Below are 20691 nucleotides of genomic sequence, written 5' to 3'. Positions count from 1 at the left end.
ATCTCCTGTAACGCGCCGTTCATCAACGGTTTAATCCCGCACACGCAAAACCGCGATCCCTTGCAACCACGACCAAACGATCGCAGAAACCGTGTATACGAACAACAAACTAAAACAGATCAATGCAATCGTCATAAACATCGAATCAGAAAAAGAAAACAACGGTGCAGTCAATATAAACATCGCAAACACAACGATGAGCACGAGAAATATGACTTGCGGTAACAACGCACGCTTGCCATGCCGCTTGATTTCTTCCTCGCCAACAGCCATGGCAACGACCGGACCAATCACAGGAAGAATTGTAATGCTAAAATACGGCAACGAGGAAAGAAAGGACGTATTTTTCAGAAGAGGGTTCCTCACCTTGATTCGTTCTCGAAACTGCGCGTCTCCCTTTACCAACTCATCAATCGTCACATCGAAAATGCGACTTAACTCCACAAGCCTCTCAATATCGGGATAAGCCTTTTCGTTCTCCCACTTGTAGACCGCTTGCCTCGTGACGTGGAGCTTTAACGCTAATTGCTCTTGAGAAAGACCATGTTCCATTCTTAATCGACGAATGTGTTCATGTAACTTCATTAGCTCTCTCCTCCTTCTTCACCACCTTACGGCAAGTTGTTGCATTTAGCGATGAACCGTTCGTTGCCCGTGTCAACCGTTGGTTCACGACGCAATATCTTCCTTCTTTTTCTTCGCTTTTTGCCAGTACGTTTGGAACCAATCAGAATTGAACACGCGGTCAAACACCGTACTAATAATAAGCCCGTGTAGCATGACACCGAGAATTGAATAGATGACGGTGATGATAATGCCGATGAGTGTTTCAGGTTCAAAGCCAGCCGCATAGAAGACAACAACGGAAAAGAAGCTCACGTAGATCGTTTCAAAGAATGAGGAAAGCTCACTTTCCGCAACGTAAAGGGGAATGACGAGCATTAAGATGAAGAGTGTCGCCCCTCCTAACACAACGTACAGTTTTTGCTTTTTCAAAAACTTAATAAGTGGCATTGTGTAGTATTTCGTAATGGTTTTCAGTCGCAGAAGATGCAAGATTCTTGCGAACCTCGCCAACTGAAAAATCGCGTCTAGCGGTATGGCAGCCACAACAATAAGCGGGTTTGCCTTCAGGAACTCCACACGATCTTCACTTTTTATAATACGCACGAGGAAATCAACAAAAAACACCGCCCACGTTCCCCACACAATATAATCGTCCACGCCCGTATTTACCCAAAGCGTCGAGACCGAAAAAGCGGCAAGAAAGAACATGCCGATCTCATACGCAACCTGTACATTTGGCTTTCCTCCGCTGTTCGTCATCCGCTAACCACCTTGTGAATGTCTTCTGATATCATATCATAACCTTCTGATTATAATGCGAAACGGCCACACACCGATCTTTGGTGTGTGACCACAACGGTTATTCTACATGTACGTTTGTCAGTATCCGATCAATAAACAATGCCATTTGACCACGGTTCACAACTTCCCGTGGACGGAAGCGCTGGTCTTCGGTTTGTGTAATTCCATGCTCGGTTAAAATTAAAATGTTTTCTCGGTGTACATCTGAGCTGTCGTTCAAGTCAATCACTTCTGGATTCCCTCCGAGCGACTCCAAATCAAATGCTCTGACGAGAACACTCGCCATTTGCTCTCTCGTCAAACCTTCGCCAGCGTTAAAAATCGTATTGTTTTGTTGACCAACCATAATGCCTGTTTCTTTCATGACAGTCGCTACATCGGCATACACATTGCTAGCGGGTACGTCAGCGAACGGTGACTCGGTCACCTCTTCTGGGATGGCAGCTCGAGTGCTCGGGCAATAATGCGAGCCGATTGCCCACGATTCACGGCTTGTGACCGTCGATACGTGCCGTCAGAATACCCGGTTAGAATGCCCTGCGCAGTTAAATTCATAATGGCATCGTACGCAAATGTATCCGGAGGCACATCCGAAAACAGTTGTTGTTGCACGAGTGCAGAACCACCGCCACGACGCTCGGCCTCTGCTGCTGCACTCACCCGACCATCTTCATGAAAAGCAATGCCTGTCGCCGCTCCGATTTCGTGCAGACCTTCGCGAACGATATGACCCCGCTCTTCTAATGCCCTTCTAAGGTCAGAGGTCTCACTTTCATATCGGCCTTCGAATTCAGTGTGCGCGTTAAAATTATTTCTTTGCGTAATTCTTGGTTCTTCAATTGCTTCGGTGAGCGACAGGTCTCGATCTAAGTAATTCATTAAGATTTGGGCGACCGTCGTGATGATCGTGTCGCTCCCCGGTGCGCCGACGGTGACGACAGGGTTCCCGTCTTTCATCACAATCGTTGGGCTCATGCTACTGAGCGTTCTCATCCCTGGCTGCGGATAGTTCGGGTGAGTTGGGTGTTCAGTAGGGATGCGGTTGTACGCGTCGTTGTTTAATAGAAACCCGTACCCAGGCACAACCATGCCGTTGCCGCCGATCGACACGATCGTATTCGTATAACTGACGACATTTCCTTCAGCGTCCGATGTGGCTAAATGAATGGTCGATTCATCGCTTCGTTCTTCTTCAATTTCAAACCCATCCGCATCTTCATCTGGTAACTCTTGACGCTCTGCCGGTTCGGCTTCTTCTTCAGAGCGAAGCGTGTGGACACGGTCATTGTCTAATGAGCGGACATTCACACGATCTAGGGAAAACTGCTGCGTATTATCGTAACTAAAGTTAATGGCACTCAGCATAAATCTTCCTGGCTGGTTTATCGTCATTGGCCCACTCAACATCGAAGACAATGTCCAATCCCGAGGCTCTTCTTCCTCTGATGCCCAAGCTTTTGCATACAAGTGATTGTTCGTGTGAACGAACGCAAGCTCATGCTCGCGATCCTCTAAAGCATAAGAAGTCGTTTGCAATGTATGGCTCGTCCCATCAACAATGCTAAACAGACGGATTTCATCCCGGTCCAGACGCAGTTCTAGTCCGTAACCATTCTCAGGTTGACTGCCTCCAGACTGCCAAACGTCACCGGCTAAAAATAGCCGCAATCGCTGGTCGCTATCGGTATGGTCGGCATTTACGGTTAAGCGAACCTCCTGCTCATACGAAGGCTCTACATTCGCCGCTGCCCTTCCATACGCACTACCGCGTGTCGGCAAACGTTCTGATAGAGAGATCTCTCCTTGCCCATTTCGCACGTTGAAATCGGCATCAAATGGACTGTTGGCCGGTCCATAATCTAATCGATAGAACGCTTCTTTTGACCATTCTTGTCCGTTTTCCTCATCAAAATCATACGCCAAGTTCGGTGAGCTTTCTAAAACACCTCGTGGGTTACCTGGCGGCACTTGACCGATCGCGGCTCGCTCGCCTAGTTGGCTGTGGCGAAATTGCGTATACCGGTCCGAGAGGAGCTCATTGACAGGGACATCAGAAACCTCCGGGTCCCCTAAATAAGCTCTTCGATCCGCAAACGCATACCGACTGGACTCCAAATAATAATGATACGCGTCCTCTTTGGACATGTTTGATAGGTTTTCATTTTCTAACATGTTCAACATTGAAGCAATCGTCACACCACCACTAGAAGCAGGTGGTGCGCCGTATACATCATATTCACGATAGGTAGAGTGAATCGGCTCCTCTTTAATAATTTCATAATTTGAAAAATCAGCGCTCGTCACATCTCCCGCTAATACGTTCAAACTAGGATTAGAAACCGTTGGGGGTTCATTGATGGTATCTCTCATTGCATCCGCAATCTCTCCATCATAAAATACGCTGGCCCCGTGCTCGGCAATTAATTCATATGAACGAGCCAAGTCACGATTCGTAATCGTATCTCCGGCTGCGGGAACCGAACCACCGTCTAAAAATAAATCACTGGAAGAGGTGAACAGTCGAAACCGATCCGCATGTCGATTCGTTTCACTCACATAATTTGCATCTGCAACAAACCCCGACCTTGCCAATTCAATGGCCGGACTTAGCACATCTTCCATTGGCAAAGAACCGTATTCCTCAATCACATGCTCCCAATGCTTGACCGTACCCGGGATTGAAAAAGCCGCTCCACTACTCGTACGAGTCGCTTGATTGTACAAACTACCCGTTTGCTCATTAAAATATGTACGATCATGAAAAGACGCTGGCGTAACTGGCAAACTATTAATCATAATATGTTCATCTGTCTCTTTTAAGTAAAGGTTCATCACTCCGCCTCCACCAATACCTCCAGAGTACGGGCGGGTAACCCCTTGCATGGCTGCAACTGCAATCGCTGCATCTACAGCATTGCCGCCGTTGTTTAACATATCCATCCCCGCTTGACTCGCATGCTCGTCTTCAGAAGACACCGCCCCGCCAAAGCCTGACATTTCGTGGCCGCTGTTCGCAAGCCCGTGGTCCACTCCAAGCGTGGCACCCATCACACCACCGAGCAATACTAAACTTCTCCACTTTTGATGTCGCCGTTTCATCAAAACCCTCCAATACCTTCCTTAAATTGATGATTAATTCCTATATAGGCATACTATAACAGGTATTATTCCCTAGCAAGTAGAAAAAAATGGTCGACTTTTAGGAATATATATCGTCAAGTATCCGTTAAATTAATGATTTTAAGGGACAAAAAACCCATCATAGACGTACTAGATGGGTTGCAATAAAGAAATTCACTAGTTCTTGATGTTGAAATTGCATCAAACCTCATTTCTTTCGCTCGGCGTAAGTAGTTCTACGACCTTTTTTGTCATATAGGAAAACGAGACGTCAGCATGAGTCATGCCGACGTCTCGTTCGTTTTATCATCGGCACCAGAGGTGAAGAAGATGGTTGCTAGCTCTTGAGGTTTACATGGACAAACAGAGTGAATAGTTCTGCAGCACAGAAACAAACGTTCATAGATCGCCCAGAGTGAGGGAAGCAATAGTGCTCTATAGCGATCTGAAGTGATCTGTATATGTTGAACGAAAGCATCTCCTAAAGAATCGGTGTCGGCTTAGTCAAATGGGAACTGTACTCGAGTTGCGGTCGATCAGTTTTCAAGTTGGGGGAAATCGCAGGAAAAGTGGGCTATTCACATAAACTAGGGAACAGAATGAGCGAACTCGGTAACAAATTACTGGGTCACGTGTACATCCCCGAGCCGAAGTGCCCACAAGACGTCGGCGCGAGCCACGCCGAACCGAGTGCGGTTTCGTTTGCACTTCAGCCTGGAATCTGCGCTCCAGTTCGAACAAACTGCGCAGGAGTTTGGCGGATTGAGCGCAGATGAGGGAAACTAGCGCGCAAAAGGCTGATTTCACCCGCATCGGGTGAAATCAGCCTTTTTACCGCGATCTAGATCGCCGATCTCCTATAAATCACCAAATGTTATACAGCTAGAAGTATATCTGAGCAAACACTACCTCAACAATGGTTGAGAGCAGATACAAGCTCAAAATCAGACTTCTTCATATAGATGGTTTTTTGTTCATGTCTATTCTTGATCTTCTTCAATCGGATCTAAGCTTGCTTGAAACGCTTCGTCTCGAAATTCAATTGCTGTTTCAAACATGTACGTTCGAAGGGACACAGCTCGCTCATTGATCATGGAGCGAATGTATGCCCCATTGACACGATAGCCTTCTTCTTCAAGCTGATCGGTTAAATGGCGTAGACGATCTTGTTCTTCTCTCGTTCGTTCATTCATCTCATCTTGCCGTTCCCTGGAATCATCGATATGTTCCATTTGCTGTGCCCGCTTGTCTTCGATGAATTCAACTTGCCAGTCTCTCCACGCTTGAATCGTGTAGATCGACGCTTCCTGAATTACACGCTGGAAGCCTTCGACTTCCTCCACGTGTGTAAATGTGCCTTCACTGCTAGATGCAACGCTCTCAAGAGCTTCCCGTTCATTCGGGTCGACGTTGTACCCAATTACATGGACGACAGCATCTAACATTTCAGCTGCATGAGCCGGATCGCCACCACACGTATCCGCACCGGAAGCAACGACATACACGATTGTTTTTTCATAATCACTGTAATGAACTTCAACTTCATTCAGTGCGCTAGAGAGCGGAACTGACGCCCCAGGCTCAATGCCAACCCCCTCCTGAAGTAGACGCTCATCGTAACTGTCAAGCGGATGAATCTCATGAATACTGTCGCAAGAACGTTCGCCACTCTCTGCTTCCGCGCCGTAGCTCAAGAGGGATACATTTGTATCGTCCGGCATGTCCTGCATGAAATCTTGTAAAAGCCCTAATACTTCATCGTCAGCATCCGTGCCGATGTTGGCATCGTAAAGCAAGTGGATGTTCACTTGCATGCCTTCATCCATCAAGTTTGCCCCTACAGATGCAATTTCTGATTGAATCTCATCGAATTGCATGAAATACGTGTAATCGTCTCGGTAATCAAAAGCTGCAAGGTCCAACATCTGATAGAATAGTTCTTCGTCTGACACTCCTAAATCCGCAGACTCTCTTAGTATTTCAAGCACTTCTTCATCATCAAAGTCTTCTGTATGATAATCACCAGGTTCTGCCTGCATCCATTCTGCAGGAGATGTGCTCGTAAAGCGATCAAATGAGCCAAAGTCATATGAATGTTCATCAATTTCTTCCTGCTCTTCAGGTTCAAATTGTTCTTCCTCAACGGTACAGGCAGCAAGCATGGCTGCACAACCCATCAATAGTAGAAAGCGTTTCACTTGCTCGTTCACCTGCCTCGTCTGAGCATTATCAACTTGATTCTATACGAAAACGTGTTCAGAATCTACTTTATCTGGAAATTCATTTCCTGCCATCTTTTGCAATGTATGTGATCAAACGCTCTTTATTCCTCGTGTAGCTTCACCATTCTAACGTCTATAATACACTCGTTTCGTTTCATCATATTCTGCCTCTTCCACAAACGCAAATTCATCAATAATTTCTTGAGATGGTTTTTTACCTAGCAAACTAACGATTACTATGGCCAAACTACCGAGCAAAAATCCAGGTACGAGTTCATACAAATCAAACAGACCCCCTTGGAACTGCGACCAGATAATTACTGTGAGTCCACCGGTTGTAATACCCGCTACCGCTCCCCACACCGTCATCCGCCTCCAAAACAAACAGAACAGCATTACGGGTCCGAATGCAGCGCCAAATCCTCCCCATGCATACTCAACAAGTTCCAACACGGTATTATCTGAGTCGAACCCGAGTATCATGGCCACGAGTGCAATGAGGACAACCCCAAACCTACCAATCCAAACAAGTTCTTTTTGAGACGCTTTTGGGCGAATGAAACCTTTATAGAAATCTTCAGCAAGCGCACTCGAAGAGACGAGCAGTTGCGAGTCAACCGTGCTCATAATTGCCGAAAGAATTGCCGCAAGCAGAAATCCAGCAACCCAAGGGTTAAAAAGCACTTGGCTAAAAATAATGAATACAGTCTCGTGGTTATCTAGAGGTGTACCCGCTCCGATTCCATCAAAATAGGCAATACCAAGAACGCCAACAAAGATTGCACCAAAAAGGGAAATGACCATCCACGTCATTCCGACGAGACGCCCCGTAGGTACGTCACGCTCCGAGCGAATCGCCATAAATCTTGTAATAATGTGAGGTTGACCGAAGTAACCAAGCCCCCAGCCGAGCAAAGAAACGATTGCAATTACCGACGTTCCGGCAAAAGCGTCCAAATATTCTGGATTAATCTCCGCGACAGAAGTGACTGCCGAGTCCCAACTCCCAATCTCATAAACGGCTACAATCGGCACTATTACAAGTGCAAGGAGCATGAGCGTGCCTTGAAAGAAGTCCGTATAACTAATCGCCAAAAACCCTCCGAGAAATGTATACGAAACAATGGCAATCGTGCCGATAATTAGCGCCACTTCATAATCCCAATTAAACGTTCCAGAGAACAATACTGCCCCGCCAACTAACCCTGAGGACGTGTAAAACGTAAAGAATAAAAGAATAAAAAATGCCGAAACGACACGTAGAATTCTAGTATTGTCACGAAAGCGGTTTTCAAGAAAGTCTGGTAAAGTAATGGCGTTATTTGCAATTTGTGTATACCGGCGTAGCCGTTTCGCTAAAAACTGCCAGTTTAAGTATGCACCAATCGTTAGCCCGATCGCAACCAGATTTCACTCAGCCCGTTTAAGTAGATCGTCCCTGGCAATGCGATGAGCATCCAGCTACTCATATCTGATGCCCCAGCGCTTAAAGCAGCGACCCAACCATTTAAACTCCGCCCTCCAAGAACATAATCACTCATATTGGACGTAAGGCGATAAAAGATGATGCCACAGATCGCCATCCCAATAAGGTAAACAATAAACGTAATCAGTGTAGGAATCTCGATACCACCCATTAAGTTTCACCCCTCTTCCAAAAATAATAACTAATTGCAGATAGCACAATGGTGAGTGGCATTGGTATGACTAACCATAACGCCGTTGCCAACGGCAGCCCGAACATCTCCATACGTTCACCCCTTCGTTTTTGTTTATTTTAACAGAAAATTACAACAAAATCGCAGTTTGATTTTCCTTCCCTCTGTTTCTGATAAAGTAGACATGAAAAGGGGGACCTTGAATGCGAATCGAAGTCATTACACTCAATCATGAAGATACGAAGCAAGCCGTCCAGTTGGGGGCAGACCGTGTTGAGCTCGTTAGCGCAATGGCTGAAGGAGGATTGACGCCGAGTTACGGGACAATAAAACATGCATTGCAAACAGCTGCAATTCCTGTTCAAGTGATGATTCGACCACACAGCCACGGATTTGTGTATACGAAAACCGATTGGGACATCATCCGAGATGACATCGACATGGTCCGTTCATTAGGTGGACGCCGCATCGTCTTTGGCTGTACGACTGAAGGTGGACAAATCGATGAAACCCTATTAAACAAGGTGTTGGAAAGGGCTGATGGATTTGATATTACCTTCACCGTGCCTTTGACACCCTTCGCTCTCAACAAGAAGGATACGTGCTTCTAAATAAATACAAAAAACAAATCGCTAGAATTCTCACATCTGGAGGAGAGCAGAAAGCAAAAGACGCCATCCCCCAACTCCAACAATTGATTGCCAAGTCAAAACAATTAAATGGCCCTACCATACTCGTCGGTAGTGGAATCAAACCCGAAGAGCTCCCAAACCTTCACAGGGAACTGTGTGCAGAAGAATACCATCTCGGAACCGGAGTAAGACAAGATGGAAATATGCACCTTCCCATTGATCCCGAGAAAATGAAGATAATGAATCACTACCTATAAAAATGAGAGCGCGGTGCGAAATCACCGCGCTCTCATTTTTGTGATCGGATCGATTCAGTATCATTAGCGTGTATATTTTTTGTTAGTACTCGGTCAGAATTTATCCGCTTACTGGAGGGTGTTGAATCTTCTTATGAAGCAGAATTATTCCGAGTTTTGCATTCTGAATAAGCAATAACTAAAGCTCATCTTTTATAGTGATTTCCTTTTATTCATTCACATGATTCGCACGGGCAATCGTTATTACAAAAACAGATGGATATTGAACTGGATAAAATGACAGTACCGCTTACATCAGGTGGGTTGACCGTGTTGTACCTTGCATACAGGACGAGATCTCCAGTCGTTCCTTCTGGAATGACTGTCACTTGGTTTCCTAATGCGTCAAACCATCCGATAAATTGAAGCCCTTCTACGGGTTCTGGATCTTGTAAGACGATCGGCAAGTCGTCTGCAGTATAAGAGTTAGGATTCGGGTTTCTTCCAATGACACCGATATACGTAATTCTAAATGGTCCAACCATTGGGTTGAATACGAGCACAATTTGATTATCGATCAATGCTACTTGCCAGTCTTCAAACCCCGCTGGTGGTTTGATGAATCGATTAGCATCTTCTTGTGTGAGAACAGGGTAAGAGGGCGTTGCAACCCCGACGACAATGGGACTGTTGGCCGGATCAGGAGCCACATAATCCGATTCGTTTAGTTGGATAACCGCATTAGGTGAAAGTGGGGCTGTTAGTTGAACGACATTGTCTGCGGATTCAATAAACACTCCGTCAGGGACGAAAAGTGCATCTTGACCATTTAACGTGCCAGCATTGTAAATTCCTGGGGCAAGAGGTGCATTATTCGAACCAAACGGTCCAAAGTTACTCGTTCCAACGAAATTTAACGTACCCGCGTTAAAGATGGCCCCGCCTTGCACAGACGCAGTGTTCCCAAAGATCTCACTATTCTGTAATGTGAGGCTTCCTCCGTTATTAAACACTGCACCACCCGTGCTCGCCGTGTTTACAGCTGCTTGAAGGTTTGTGGCACTCACACTTGCATCACTGTTTATGAACAACCCTCCACCTTCTCCATTTGCCTGATTGCTAAACAAAATATCTGCATTTGATTGTAGTACAGCAACCACATTTACAAATATTGCTGCCCCTTGCGGGGCTTGATTATTTTCAAAAGTGTTGTTTGAAGTTGCTGCTGCGCTGTCAACATTCATAAACAACCCAGCCCCCGCAGAAGTTGCTTGATTTTCTTCAAATCGGTTACTATCAAGTACGAGTGAAGAATTTAAATTCGTAAATACACCGCCTCCAAATGGTGCTTGATTCCCTCTAAATGTACTCGTTGTGATCGTTGCTGCACTTTCAGCATTCAAGTAAATACCTGCGCCATTTAAGGTTGCAACATTATTTGAAAATCCACTACCCGATACGGTTAATGATGTTCTCGGATTAATGAAAATTGCTCCACCATCGGCAGCGGTGTTGTCAATAAACTGACAATCCGTAATAACAGCCGTTATATCTGTATTTAAGAAAAAAGCGCCTCCGTTAATTCCGGCTACATTTTGTGCAAATATCGTTCGTGTACACTGGAAATTTGTGAACTCATTCATAAACAAAGCTCCACCGTTGCCCCCAGATTCGTTTCCACTAATTATGCAATCTGTAAGCGTAAGGCTACTGTTTGGGACGGTGACATAGATGGTCCCTGCTTCAATTGGTGAAAAACAATTAAAAATCGTCACTCCGTTCAATATTGCGCTAGTCCCCTGCACGAGAAGCGCGGCTCCTCTCGTGCTAGAAGTAGAATTTCGCAACGTTACTGCGCCCATCACAACCGGACCTAAAGCTCTTACTAGTGTTGTAGACGTAACCTCTTGCCCGTCTAAGACAAGTGCATTAACCGTCAGTTGTCCAGAATTTGTAACGAAAAAAACGTCTCCTGTAAATGCAGAGGAACGAGTAATCGTTATATTTGGATTTGCTCCTTGAATCTCCACTGAATAATTGACAGTGGCTGTACTAGTCGCTACCAGGTCATTCGCCACTATGATTACCGGAATACCAGCGGCAAGGGCTGCAAGTAAATCTGCATACGTTGTTACAATCATAACAATTCCTCCTTTCTATTGTTCTAGTTAGTTCTGTAACTATGCTATGCACCCTTACATAATATTCTTGTGTTCCTACCCGCTTTGGAGGTAATTACACGAGAAAAGGCAGGGAGTGAAAAAATGATAGAAAAGCAATCTTTGTAAATCGAATAAAAGAAATATGTAATGAAGGAAGAAATATCGACCGATAAAGCTCATAGTTCATCGTCAAGAACTCACAACAGATCGTAGCAATGAATGTCTTCTACAACCATGTTGCTCAAAATCCTATCCCTGTCATTGACTGATTATGTTCATACATAGAGTTCAATACCACAACTAAGAACCTCGAGTTGCACAACGTCGCTTATTTCATACCGTTGATTAGAACGACATGGGATTGACGCGTGGGAAAGACGGACCGAATTGAAACTGTTTAGCTACTAACAGAGGGCAATTTGCGAGTGAGTGTCACCGTACTGTCTGTCGCAGTTCATCTTGTTTCACTCCGACTTCTTCAGCGCCAATCGTTGTTCATCACTAAGAGAGTTGCAGACAACACGGCGAGCGTTTTCCGGACGGTAAACAGATGTGATCGATAGTTGCCCAACTCGTTCAAGGAATGCTACGGCCTTTCACTCTTTTATATGACAATACAGCCGTCAAAACGAGCAATTTAGGCGCACAACTGTCACGTATATCGCGCTATGTGACAGTTGACCCCGTTTATGTGCAGATCCAATTTTAAAATGGTGACTTTTCCTTCCTAAGTGCCTCATAAATGAATGTATGAGCACTTGAACTTCTTTCTATACACGTTAGCGAGCAGACAAAATAGGCGAACCGATGTTGAACTTATGGTCTGAACCGCGTAGCAGATACAACGAGCACAAGTGGAGCGCAGTGTGAGGCGATGTCGCCCTTGTACTCTGGATCATAGGTATCTGCCTATAATAGAAAACCACAAACCACAGCCCAAATTAGGAAGATCTTAAGATCATCCTATATAGAATCCAGACGCACTCTCCGAGTAACTACAAAAACCTAACCTGGGCAGGTTAGTTTTTGTAAAATGCACTTATTCCTTTTCTCTCAGGCGATTTACTTCATCGGCGACGAATTGGACATCGGTTCCGACAATGACTTGAATGCTATGCTTGCCGACAACATTGACGCCTGGTACACCTGTTGCTTTGATGCGGTCTTGATTGACGTTGTCCATATCTTTCACTTCGACTCTCAGGCGAGTGGTGCAATAGTCAATGCTATCAACGTTCTCCACCCCACCGAGTCCACTATAAATGCTAGCTGCCATCGTGGCATGATGATCATCTTCGGTCGTTGTGTCTTGAACAGATTCCTCTTGCCCTTCCAAAGCAGCTTCGTCACGACCTGGTGTCTTTAAGTTCAACTTGACGATTAAGAAGCGGAAGATGACATAATACAATACAGCGAAGAACAACCCTTGAAGAAGCAGCATATACGGCTGACTGGCAATTGGGTTCGTAAAGGAAAGCACATAATCCAAGAATCCAGCGCTAAAGCCAAACCCTGACGTCCACTCAAACGAGGCGGCAATGAATAAGGAAAAGCCTGTTAATGCGGCGTGAACGACATATAACAACGGCGCTAAAAACATAAATGAAAATTCTAGTGGCTCGGTCACTCCTGTAAAGAAAGAGGTGAACGCCAATGCCATTAAAAGTGAAGCGGCTTGCTTCTTTCGTGCAGTATCAGCGGTATGATACATCGCAAGCGCCGCTGCTGGTAAACCGAACATCATGATCGGAAAGAACCCAGCTTGGTATCGACCGGTAATGCCTTGAATACCTTCACTTGCTAAAAATCTACCTATATCGTTAATGCCTGCGACACCAAACCAGAAAACAGAATTTAATGCGTGATGCAACCCTGTTGGGATAAGCAAACGGTTAAAGAATCCGTACAAGCCTGCCCCTGTTGCCCCAAGATTACTGATTCCTGTGCCTAATGCAACGAGCCACGTATAAACGACCGGCCAAACGAAGAACATGACACCGGCCACGGCGACCATTGCGGCAGCTGACATGATTGGTGCCAACTTTTTCCACTGAAAAAGGAAAGCGCGGAGTGGAGCTTCACTTCACTGAATCGGTTGTACATCGCTGCGGTAACGATGCCGGTAATAATCCCAATAAATACGTTATCGCTATTTTCAAAAGCGGCATTGACGTTCTCTATACCTGTTCCTTGTAAGTCTGCCACGACGTCGGTCGATAGTAGTTGTGTAATGACTAAGTATCCGACGAGCCCGCTCAGTGCAGCAGCCCCGTGCTTATCTTTTGAAAGGCCGATGGCAATCCCTACCGCAAACAATATACCTAAGTGATCCAAAATGGCCGTACCTGCAGATAATAAAAAAGCACCAGCAGCATTTCCTTCCCAAATTCGGTCAATCCAGTTCCCGACCCCGGCGAGTATTGCCGCTGCCGGAAGAACAGCCACCGGCAGCATTAACGACCGACCGAGGCTCTGAACCTTTTTCATCATCGTAAATCCCCCTTACTAATATGAGTAAAATTCAGAAAACTCCTAAATGGTTCTACTCTGTATTTCTGAGTCGCTCGATATGCAACGCAATATAGCACAACTCGTCTTTAGGCAACGTGATATCGTATTTGCTTGCTAACGTTTTCGCGACCTCTTCGGCACATTGGTGCGAAACTTTAAATTTTCGTTTAATCATTTGTTGCATTTCTTTATCCATCGCGTGTGCTGTCTGGTCATACGTTCTCGCGAGCGCAAACCGTAAGTGTGTAATCAGCCGTTCATAGGATATGGCGTCCTCAGCAAAAGAGAGGTGTAAATTGGATTTGATAATTTCAACCATATCTCTTAGCATTGACGTTTGCCGAACGGTTTCTTGCACATTCCCCGCTTTGAACTTCATCGTGTGGATGTGTAACGCGATAAATGCCGCTTCATCAATTGGCATCTGGACGTTAATCTCATCTTTTATAAACCCAATCGCCCACAAACCAATTTCATACTCGGCTTTGTACAAGATTTTTATCTCATTTAACAGTTTATTTTTTAGGTGAATGCCTTGGGCTTCACGTTCAATGGCAAAAGAGATGTGATCCGTCAATGCGAGCAAGATTTGATCGTGTAATGTTGTTTTCAACTGCTTCTCTGCATGAGCAATAATTTCTTTGGAAATATGAAAATGTTCTTGTGGAATATGAACGAGCAGTTCTTGTAATTTTTCATGTTCTTTTAGCACAAAGAGTTTCTCGATTTTCTCTTCAGAGATGGGATCGTGTTTTCGTTTATTAAAACCAACACCGTTGCCAATGGCGATCTGCTCCTGCTCGTCTTCGTCAACAATAATAACAGCGTTGTTATTCAACACTTTTATGATTTTCATCGTCGGCATCACCTCCTCACTTCTTTGTTTAGCCATTACGCCCGCGTCATAATTGTCGTTTCCCCACCTTTAGCCTCTGCATGCTCACTCATGACAAACTCATCCTCATTTGCTTTTTCCGTGATGACGACGGGGGTAATCATACTGCTTGCATGTTCCTCAATGTACGCTAAGTCACACTCTAGTAATAGCTCTCCCACCTCTACCTGATCGCCGACACTCGCATGCACAGTAAATCCTTTTCCTGCTAGTGCCACCGTTTCAAGACCTACATGAATGAGTACTTCTGTGCCATCTTCTGTTTTTAAGCCAATGGCATGTTTGGAGTCAGGTACGTGTAACACAACCCCTGTGACCGGTGCGACGACCCGGCCGTCCTTTGGCCAAATCGCGACGCCATCCCCCATCATCTTTTCACTAAACACAGGTCGGGAACGTCTTCGATCGGTACGATACGACCATTCATCGGCGACAAAACGGCGAAGTCATTTGATTTTTTGAATAGCTTCTTGAACATTTTCAACTCTCCTCCTACGAAAAAAGGCATGGTGGAATTAGCCAGACCGAAAAAGCCCGAGCAAATGTTCCACCATGCCTAATCGAATTAGTCACATGCGTTTCGTATTTATTTGATTGCCAAAATCTTATCATTCGTTCTTTATGTTGTCAATTGGCATGAATCAAACGTTTATTTATGACGTTCTTTCAACGTTTCCAAGATTTCTTCTACTTTTACCCCTTGTTCCTCTAATAAGACGAGCCAATGGAATAAGAAGTCGGCACTTTCCCATCGGAGCTCTTTTGCATCCCGATTTTTGGCAGCGATAATGATCTCAGCCGCTTCTTCGCCGACTTTCTTTAAAATCTTATCCACGCCTTCATCGAACAGATACGTTGTGTATGACCTTCTGGTCGTGTTTCTTGACGCTCTTTGATCGTTTGCTGGAGTTCTCTCAATATGGAAAAATCATTCGTTGTGGACGGTTCATCAAATACCAACGAGTCGTTAAAACAACTGTATGAACCCGTATGACAAGCAGGGCCTGACGGACTTACGAGAACGACGAGACTATCTGCGTCACAATCATAGCGCACGTCTCGGACAGATTGCACGTTGCCTGACGTCGCCCCTTATGCCAAAGTTCTTGGCGGCTACGACTCCAAAACCACGTCTCTTTCGTGTCCAGTGTCTTCTTCAACGATTCCTCGCTCATATAGGCGAGTGTGAGCACGTCTTTCGTCAATTCATCTTGCACAACCACTGGAATTAATCCATCTTCTCCCCACCGAAGATCGGCAATGTTCATCGCACATTCACCCCTTTTTCCCGCAACGTTTCTTTCACTTCAGCAACCGACGTCTCTTTATAATGAAACACCGAAGCGGCAAGCGCTGCATCCGCATCTGCCTGTAAAAAAACGTCAGCAAAGTCTTCGCGCTTCCCAGCGCCACCGGAGCAATGACAGGAACCGTTACAACACTGTTCACCGCTCGCGTGAGCGCAATGTCAAAGCCAGTTTTCGCCCCGTCTTGGTCCATGCTCGTTAAGAGAATTTCTCCAGCTCCTTGCCGGACCACTTCTTTCACCCAATCTGTCACTTTCCATTCGGTCGGCTTCCGTCCGCCGTGCGTATACACACGCCAAGAGGACAATCCTTCATCCCACTTGGCATCGATCGCGACGACGATACATTGCGACCCAAAGAAATTAGCGCCTTCACGAATCAACGCCGGTCGAAGAACCGCTGCTGTGTTTAACGACACTTTATCAGCACCTGCGCGTAAAATGACCCGCATATCGTCGACGCTATTGATCCCGCCGCCGACGGTGAACGGAATAGCGAGTGTGCCGGCAACTTCACGCACGACATCCACCATCGTTTTCCGACCTTCGTGAGACGCTGAAATGTCTAGAAACACGAGCTCATCCGCACTTTGCTCATCGTAGAACGCAGCAAGCTCAACCGGGTCACCCGCGTCACGCAAATCAACAAACTGTACCCCTTTCACGACTCGGCCATCCTTCACATCCAAACACGGAATCAATCGCTTTGTGAGCACGACTCGGCCACCTCTTTCAACGCTTCCTCAAGATCAATGGCCCCAGTATACAGCGCCTTTCCGATAATTGCACCCACAACACCTGCACCTTGCAACGTCAACAGCTTCCTTACATCACTGAGCGTGGACACACCTCCAGAAGTAATCACACCCGCCCCACTCGCCCGGGCAAGCTGCTCATTCGCTTCAATGTTCGGCCCTTCCATCATGCCGTCTTTTTGTATATCTGTAAAAATAAAGGTGAGAGCTCCTGCCTCGTGCATCTCGCGTGCGACATCTTCAACCATCGCCTCTGACGATTCTAGCCAACCATTGACGGCGACATGCCCATTTCGGGCGTCAAGACCAATAACAATTCGACCGGGGTACTTGGAAAGCATCTCTTTCGCAAACGTTGGATTTGAGATGGCGACCGATCCGAGAATCACGCGGGCAGCGCCCGCTTGTAAATAATCTTCGATATCCGAAGCCGTTCGAATGCCGCCGCCAATTTGTACAGAAAGGTTTGTATGGCGGATCACTTCAATAATCTTCTCATGGTTCACTGGTTTCTTTTCACGCGCACCATCGAGATCGACGATATGCACCCACGTTGCACCTGCTTGCTCGAATTCTCGAGCGACGGTTAGCGGGGAGTCATGATAGATGGTTTCTTCGTCATAGTTTCCTTGTTTCAAGCGCACACAGTTGCCGCCGCGGACGTCAATGGCGGGATATATGTCAAAACTCATTGGTCGCTCGCCTGCCTTTCTTTTACATAGGTCACGTAGTTGCGTAACAGTTGCATGCCGAGGTGGCTGCTTTTCTCAGGGTGGAATTGGGTGCCAAATACGTGATTTCTACCGACGATTGCTGGCACATCGCCATCGTACTCGGCAGTGGCGATGACAACTTCACTCGTCATCGCTTCAACGACATAAGAGTGGACAAAGTATACATGCCCTCGTTCGGTGTCTCGTACGAGCGGATGCTCGGGTTGGGTGTAGTTGAGCTTGTTCCAACCCATGTGCGGAACTTTGTACCGCCTGCCTGCACGTGTTTTGCCACGAAATCGAACCGCTTGACCTGGCAAGAGGCTAAGTCCAGCTGTATGTCCGTGTTCTTCACTTTCCTCAAAGAGCAGTTGCATGCCTAAGCAAATGCCGAGCAGTGGTTTTTCATCGGCAACCCACATCTTTAACCACGGGGTTAAGCGTCGTTCATCCAATATTTTCATCGCATCTGCAAATGCTCCGACACCAGGCAAAATAAGACCTGCACACTTGGCGAGTTCTTCACGGTCTCCACTTAATACATACGGCACGTTGAGCCGCTCAAGCGCTTTGGACACACTGTGCAAATTGCCATCCCGTAGTCGACAATTCCGATCATTTACAACATCCCTTTCGTCGACGGAATGCCTTTTACCCGCTCGTCATAACTTGTCGCTTCTGCAAGCGCCCGTGCGAGCGCCTTAAAGACCGCTTCAATAATGTGGTGCGTGTTCCACCCGTAATGAACATTCACATGCACATTCATTCGCGCTTCAATTGCCAACTTCCAAAGAAACTCTCGCACAAGTTCGGTATCAAACGTTCCAACCTTTGCCGCACCGATTTCTCCTCGAAGCTCCAAGTGCGGCCGATTGCTCAAGTCAACGACAACGTGGGCAAGGGCGTCATCCATCGGAACGAACGCACTGCCATAACGGCGAATGCCTTGTTTATCTCCAAGGGCGTCTTTAAGAGCGATTCCTAAACAGATGCCGATGTCTTCAGTCGTATGATGATCGTCCACTTCCGTATCTCCAGTCGCTTCGACCGTAAGGTTCACATGACCATGCTTTTGAAAAAGATCGAGCATATGGCTAAGAAAGGGGACGGGTGTCTGAATGTTCCCTTCCCCTTGCCCATCAAGCTGAAGGTGAAGGGCAATTTTTGTCTCACCGGTTTTCCGTGTGACTTCGGCTTTTCGTTCACTCATCGTCATCCCGCTCCTTACGTTTTCGAATCTCTACCGCTCGGGCATGGGCTTCAAAGCTTCAACTCGCGCCAGTGCAGTAATGTGCTGACTGTTATCTACGAGCGCCTTTTTGCTATAGTGAATCACACTTGATTTTTTCATAAAATCATCGACCGAAAGTGGGCTCGAAAACCGCGCGGTGCCGTTCGTTGGCAACACATGGTTTGTCCCGGCAAAATAATCCCCGACCGCTTCTGCACTATACTCACCGAGGAAAATGGCACCGGCATGTTTGATACTTCCTAACCATTCGAACGGCTGCTCTGTGAGCACCTCCAAATGTTCAGGCGCAAGCGTGTTCACGACCTCTACTGCTTGTTCTATTGAGTCAGTCACATATATGGCTCCATAATCGGCAATCGCTTGTCTTGCAATCGTTTCGCGAGGCAAACCTTGAAGTTGTCTTTCTACTTGCTCGCTTACTTGTGTAGCGAGCGATTCAGAATTCGTCACAAGAATGGCACTTGCCTGAACATCATGCTCGGCTTGAGATAACAAGTCAGCGGCAATATAATCGGCGCGTGCCAATTCATCAGCAAGCACGACAATCTCACTCGGCCCAGCAATCATGTCAATATCGACGTGACCGTATACTTCTCGCTTCGCCGCAGCGACAAATTGGTTCCCCGGCCCAACAATCTTATCCACCGGTTCGATGCTTTCGGTTCCGTATGCTAATACAGCAATGGCTTGTGCCCCACCGGCTTTGACAATCGTTTGAATGCCTAGTTCGGCTGCTGCAACGAGTACAGCGGGGTGAAGTTGCCCGCTTTCGTCTGGAGGTGACGCCATCACAATTCGCTCGACACCCGCGACGAGAGCAGGAATCGTATCCATGAGGATCGTTGACGGGTACGCCGCCGTTCCACCTGGAACATAAATTCCTGCGGAGTCGAGAGGTGTCACTTTTTGGCCGAGCATCGTACCGTCTTCTCGCGTCATCATCCATGACTTTTGTTGTTGGTGTCCATGGTATTCACGAATGTTTTTTGCTGCTTTTTGAATGGCCGTGACCACATCACAGTCAACACGTTCATAAGCAGACCGAACTTCGTCCGCTGATACAAATAGATCAGTCAAATCAGCACCATCAAACGTTTTCGTATACGCGAACACCGCCTCGTCTCCTCGCTGGCGTACGTCCTGAATAATATTCCTCACAGACTCCGTTACGAAGGCTTGGTTTTCGTCTTCACCGTATCGTTTTAATGTTAACGGGCGATCCCTCGCTACGTGTTCAATCTTCATTTCTGCCCCTCCTCGATGATCTGTTGCAACCGATGGATAATGTCATCAATCTGCTGATCTTTCATGCGATAGCTGACAGGGTTTACAATGAGACGTGAAGTGACTGCCTCCATTGTTTCCAATTCTAATAGCCCGTTTTCTTTCAGTGTTCTTCCCGTCGATACAATATCAACAATTCGTTCAGCGAGTCCGACGAGCGGGGCCAGTTCGATTGACCCGTTTAACCGTATCACTTCAACTTGTTCCCCTTGCTCTTTAAAGTATTGTGTTGCAACGTTCGGATACTTCGTCGCTACTTTCGGGGCGACTTCCCCCCGCGCGTTCCAGGTAATCCTGCAACCGCGAGATAGCAGCTGCTAATTTTTAAATCTAGAACTTCATATACGTCTCTTCGCTCTTCGAGCAATACATCTTTTCCGGCAACCCCAATGTCGGCGACGCCATGTTCTACATAGGTCGGTACATCCATCGGTTTTGCGAGAAAAAACTTCATACCTGCTTCTTTTGCTTCAACGATGAGTTTGCGGCCAGCTGACAATTCATCGGGCAATGAATAACCTGCTTTTCTTAATAGGTCCGCCGCTTCTTCAAAGATTCTTCCTTTCGGCATTGCAAT

General features: G+C 46.4%; 10 protein-coding genes and 8 pseudogenes. 1 reads left to right on the top strand and 17 read right to left on the bottom strand.

Annotated elements, in window-relative coordinates; all coding sequences use genetic code 11:
- Nucleotides 1–30 precede the first annotated feature (30 nt).
- The 6 genes and pseudogenes from JCM19037_RS22020 to putP form a co-directional block, all read right to left on the bottom strand.
- Nucleotides 31–585, bottom strand: coding sequence for a helix-turn-helix transcriptional regulator (locus JCM19037_RS22020; protein ID WP_052363517.1), 555 nt, complete (start codon nucleotides 583–585; stop codon nucleotides 31–33).
- A gap of 84 nt (nucleotides 586–669) precedes the next feature.
- Nucleotides 670–1326 (bottom strand): hypothetical protein, encoded by a 657-nt coding sequence (locus JCM19037_RS03890; RefSeq protein ID WP_042398045.1) that lies wholly within the window; start codon nucleotides 1324–1326, stop codon nucleotides 670–672.
- 100 nt (nucleotides 1327–1426) lie between these two features.
- A complete protein-coding gene (locus tag JCM19037_RS03885; protein WP_042398043.1) occupies nucleotides 1427–1795 on the bottom strand; it encodes an S-layer homology domain-containing protein in 369 nt (122 codons plus the stop codon).
- Nucleotides 1792–4467 carry a gamma-glutamyltransferase gene (locus JCM19037_RS22015; RefSeq protein WP_052363516.1) on the bottom strand — a complete coding sequence of 892 codons (2676 nt, stop codon included), beginning with the start codon at nucleotides 4465–4467 and terminating at the stop codon, nucleotides 1792–1794. The genes JCM19037_RS03885 and JCM19037_RS22015 overlap by 4 nt, the downstream gene beginning before the upstream one ends.
- Nucleotides 4468–5468: 1001 nt before the next feature.
- Nucleotides 5469–6686: a hypothetical protein gene (locus JCM19037_RS03875; protein WP_042398041.1), complete on the bottom strand. Its 1218-nt coding sequence runs from the start codon at nucleotides 6684–6686 to the stop codon at nucleotides 5469–5471.
- A 150-nt stretch (nucleotides 6687–6836) separates the two neighbouring features.
- Nucleotides 6837–8347, bottom strand: a pseudogene (putP, locus tag JCM19037_RS03870) (sodium/proline symporter PutP).
- A gap of 224 nt (nucleotides 8348–8571) precedes the next feature.
- Here putP and JCM19037_RS29865 point away from each other — a divergent pair.
- Nucleotides 8572–9257, top strand: a pseudogene (locus JCM19037_RS29865) (copper homeostasis protein CutC).
- Between the two features lie 212 nt (nucleotides 9258–9469).
- Here JCM19037_RS29865 and JCM19037_RS03860 read toward each other — a convergent pair.
- From JCM19037_RS03860 to hisG, 11 genes and pseudogenes are all read right to left on the bottom strand, one after another.
- Entirely contained in the window at nucleotides 9470–11377 is a 1908-nt protein-coding gene (locus tag JCM19037_RS03860; protein ID WP_042398039.1) for a right-handed parallel beta-helix repeat-containing protein, read from the bottom strand.
- Between the two features lie 1060 nt (nucleotides 11378–12437).
- Nucleotides 12438–13888, bottom strand: a pseudogene (gene nagE, locus JCM19037_RS03855) (N-acetylglucosamine-specific PTS transporter subunit IIBC).
- Between the two features lie 52 nt (nucleotides 13889–13940).
- Complete coding sequence (locus tag JCM19037_RS03850) at nucleotides 13941–14765, bottom strand: PRD domain-containing protein (RefSeq protein ID WP_042398131.1); 825 nt, start codon at nucleotides 14763–14765, stop codon at nucleotides 13941–13943.
- Nucleotides 14766–14800: 35 nt separating this feature from the next.
- Entirely contained in the window at nucleotides 14801–15190 is a 390-nt protein-coding gene (locus JCM19037_RS03845) for a PTS glucose transporter subunit IIA (protein WP_238544524.1), read from the bottom strand.
- A gap of 263 nt (nucleotides 15191–15453) precedes the next feature.
- Nucleotides 15454–16072 (bottom strand): annotated as a pseudogene (gene hisIE, locus JCM19037_RS03840) (bifunctional phosphoribosyl-AMP cyclohydrolase/phosphoribosyl-ATP diphosphatase HisIE).
- Nucleotides 16069–16826, bottom strand: a pseudogene (hisF, locus tag JCM19037_RS03835) (imidazole glycerol phosphate synthase subunit HisF). The pseudogenes hisIE and hisF overlap by 4 nt, the downstream one beginning before the upstream one ends.
- Nucleotides 16808–17557: a 1-(5-phosphoribosyl)-5-[(5-phosphoribosylamino)methylideneamino]imidazole-4-carboxamide isomerase gene (gene hisA / locus JCM19037_RS03830; protein WP_042398037.1), complete on the bottom strand. Its 750-nt coding sequence runs from the start codon at nucleotides 17555–17557 to the stop codon at nucleotides 16808–16810. The pseudogene hisF and the gene hisA overlap by 19 nt, the downstream one beginning before the upstream one ends.
- Nucleotides 17554–18197, bottom strand: a pseudogene (gene hisH, locus JCM19037_RS03825) (imidazole glycerol phosphate synthase subunit HisH). Before hisH ends, hisA begins: the two are co-directional and overlap by 4 nt.
- Complete coding sequence (gene hisB / locus JCM19037_RS03820; protein WP_042398034.1) at nucleotides 18198–18788, bottom strand: imidazoleglycerol-phosphate dehydratase HisB; 591 nt, start codon at nucleotides 18786–18788, stop codon at nucleotides 18198–18200.
- Nucleotides 18781–20075 (bottom strand): annotated as a pseudogene (gene hisD, locus JCM19037_RS03815) (histidinol dehydrogenase). The gene hisB and the pseudogene hisD overlap by 8 nt, the downstream one beginning before the upstream one ends.
- Nucleotides 20072–20685, bottom strand: a pseudogene (gene hisG / locus JCM19037_RS03810) (ATP phosphoribosyltransferase). Before hisG ends, hisD begins: the two co-directional pseudogenes overlap by 4 nt.
- Nucleotides 20686–20691 lie beyond the last annotated feature (6 nt).

Source organism: Geomicrobium sp. JCM 19037, assembly GCF_000698105.1.
Classification (GTDB): domain Bacteria; phylum Bacillota; class Bacilli; order Bacillales; family Marinococcaceae; genus Geomicrobium_A.
The sequence above is the reverse complement of the archived record's forward strand: the minus strand, read 5'-3'. Positions and strand labels throughout refer to the sequence as shown.

Bases quoted from the DNA above. Each gene is read 5' to 3' on its own strand.
- JCM19037_RS03860 (WP_042398039.1), bottom strand. From the start codon at position 11,377: ATGATTGTAACAACGTATGCAGATTTACTTGCAGCCCTTGCCGCTGGT.
- hisB (WP_042398034.1), bottom strand. From the start codon at position 18,788: ATGAGTGAACGAAAAGCCGAAGTCACACGGAAAACCGGTGAGACAAAA.
- JCM19037_RS22015 (WP_052363516.1), bottom strand. From the start codon at position 4,467: ATGAAACGGCGACATCAAAAGTGGAGAAGTTTAGTATTGCTCGGTGGT.
- JCM19037_RS03850 (WP_042398131.1), bottom strand. From the start codon at position 14,765: ATGAAAATCATAAAAGTGTTGAATAACAACGCTGTTATTATTGTTGAC.
- hisA (WP_042398037.1), bottom strand. From the start codon at position 17,557: ATGAGTTTTGACATATATCCCGCCATTGACGTCCGCGGCGGCAACTGT.
- JCM19037_RS22020 (WP_052363517.1), bottom strand. From the start codon at position 585: ATGAAGTTACATGAACACATTCGTCGATTAAGAATGGAACATGGTCTT.
- JCM19037_RS03890 (WP_042398045.1), bottom strand. From the start codon at position 1,326: ATGACGAACAGCGGAGGAAAGCCAAATGTACAGGTTGCGTATGAGATC.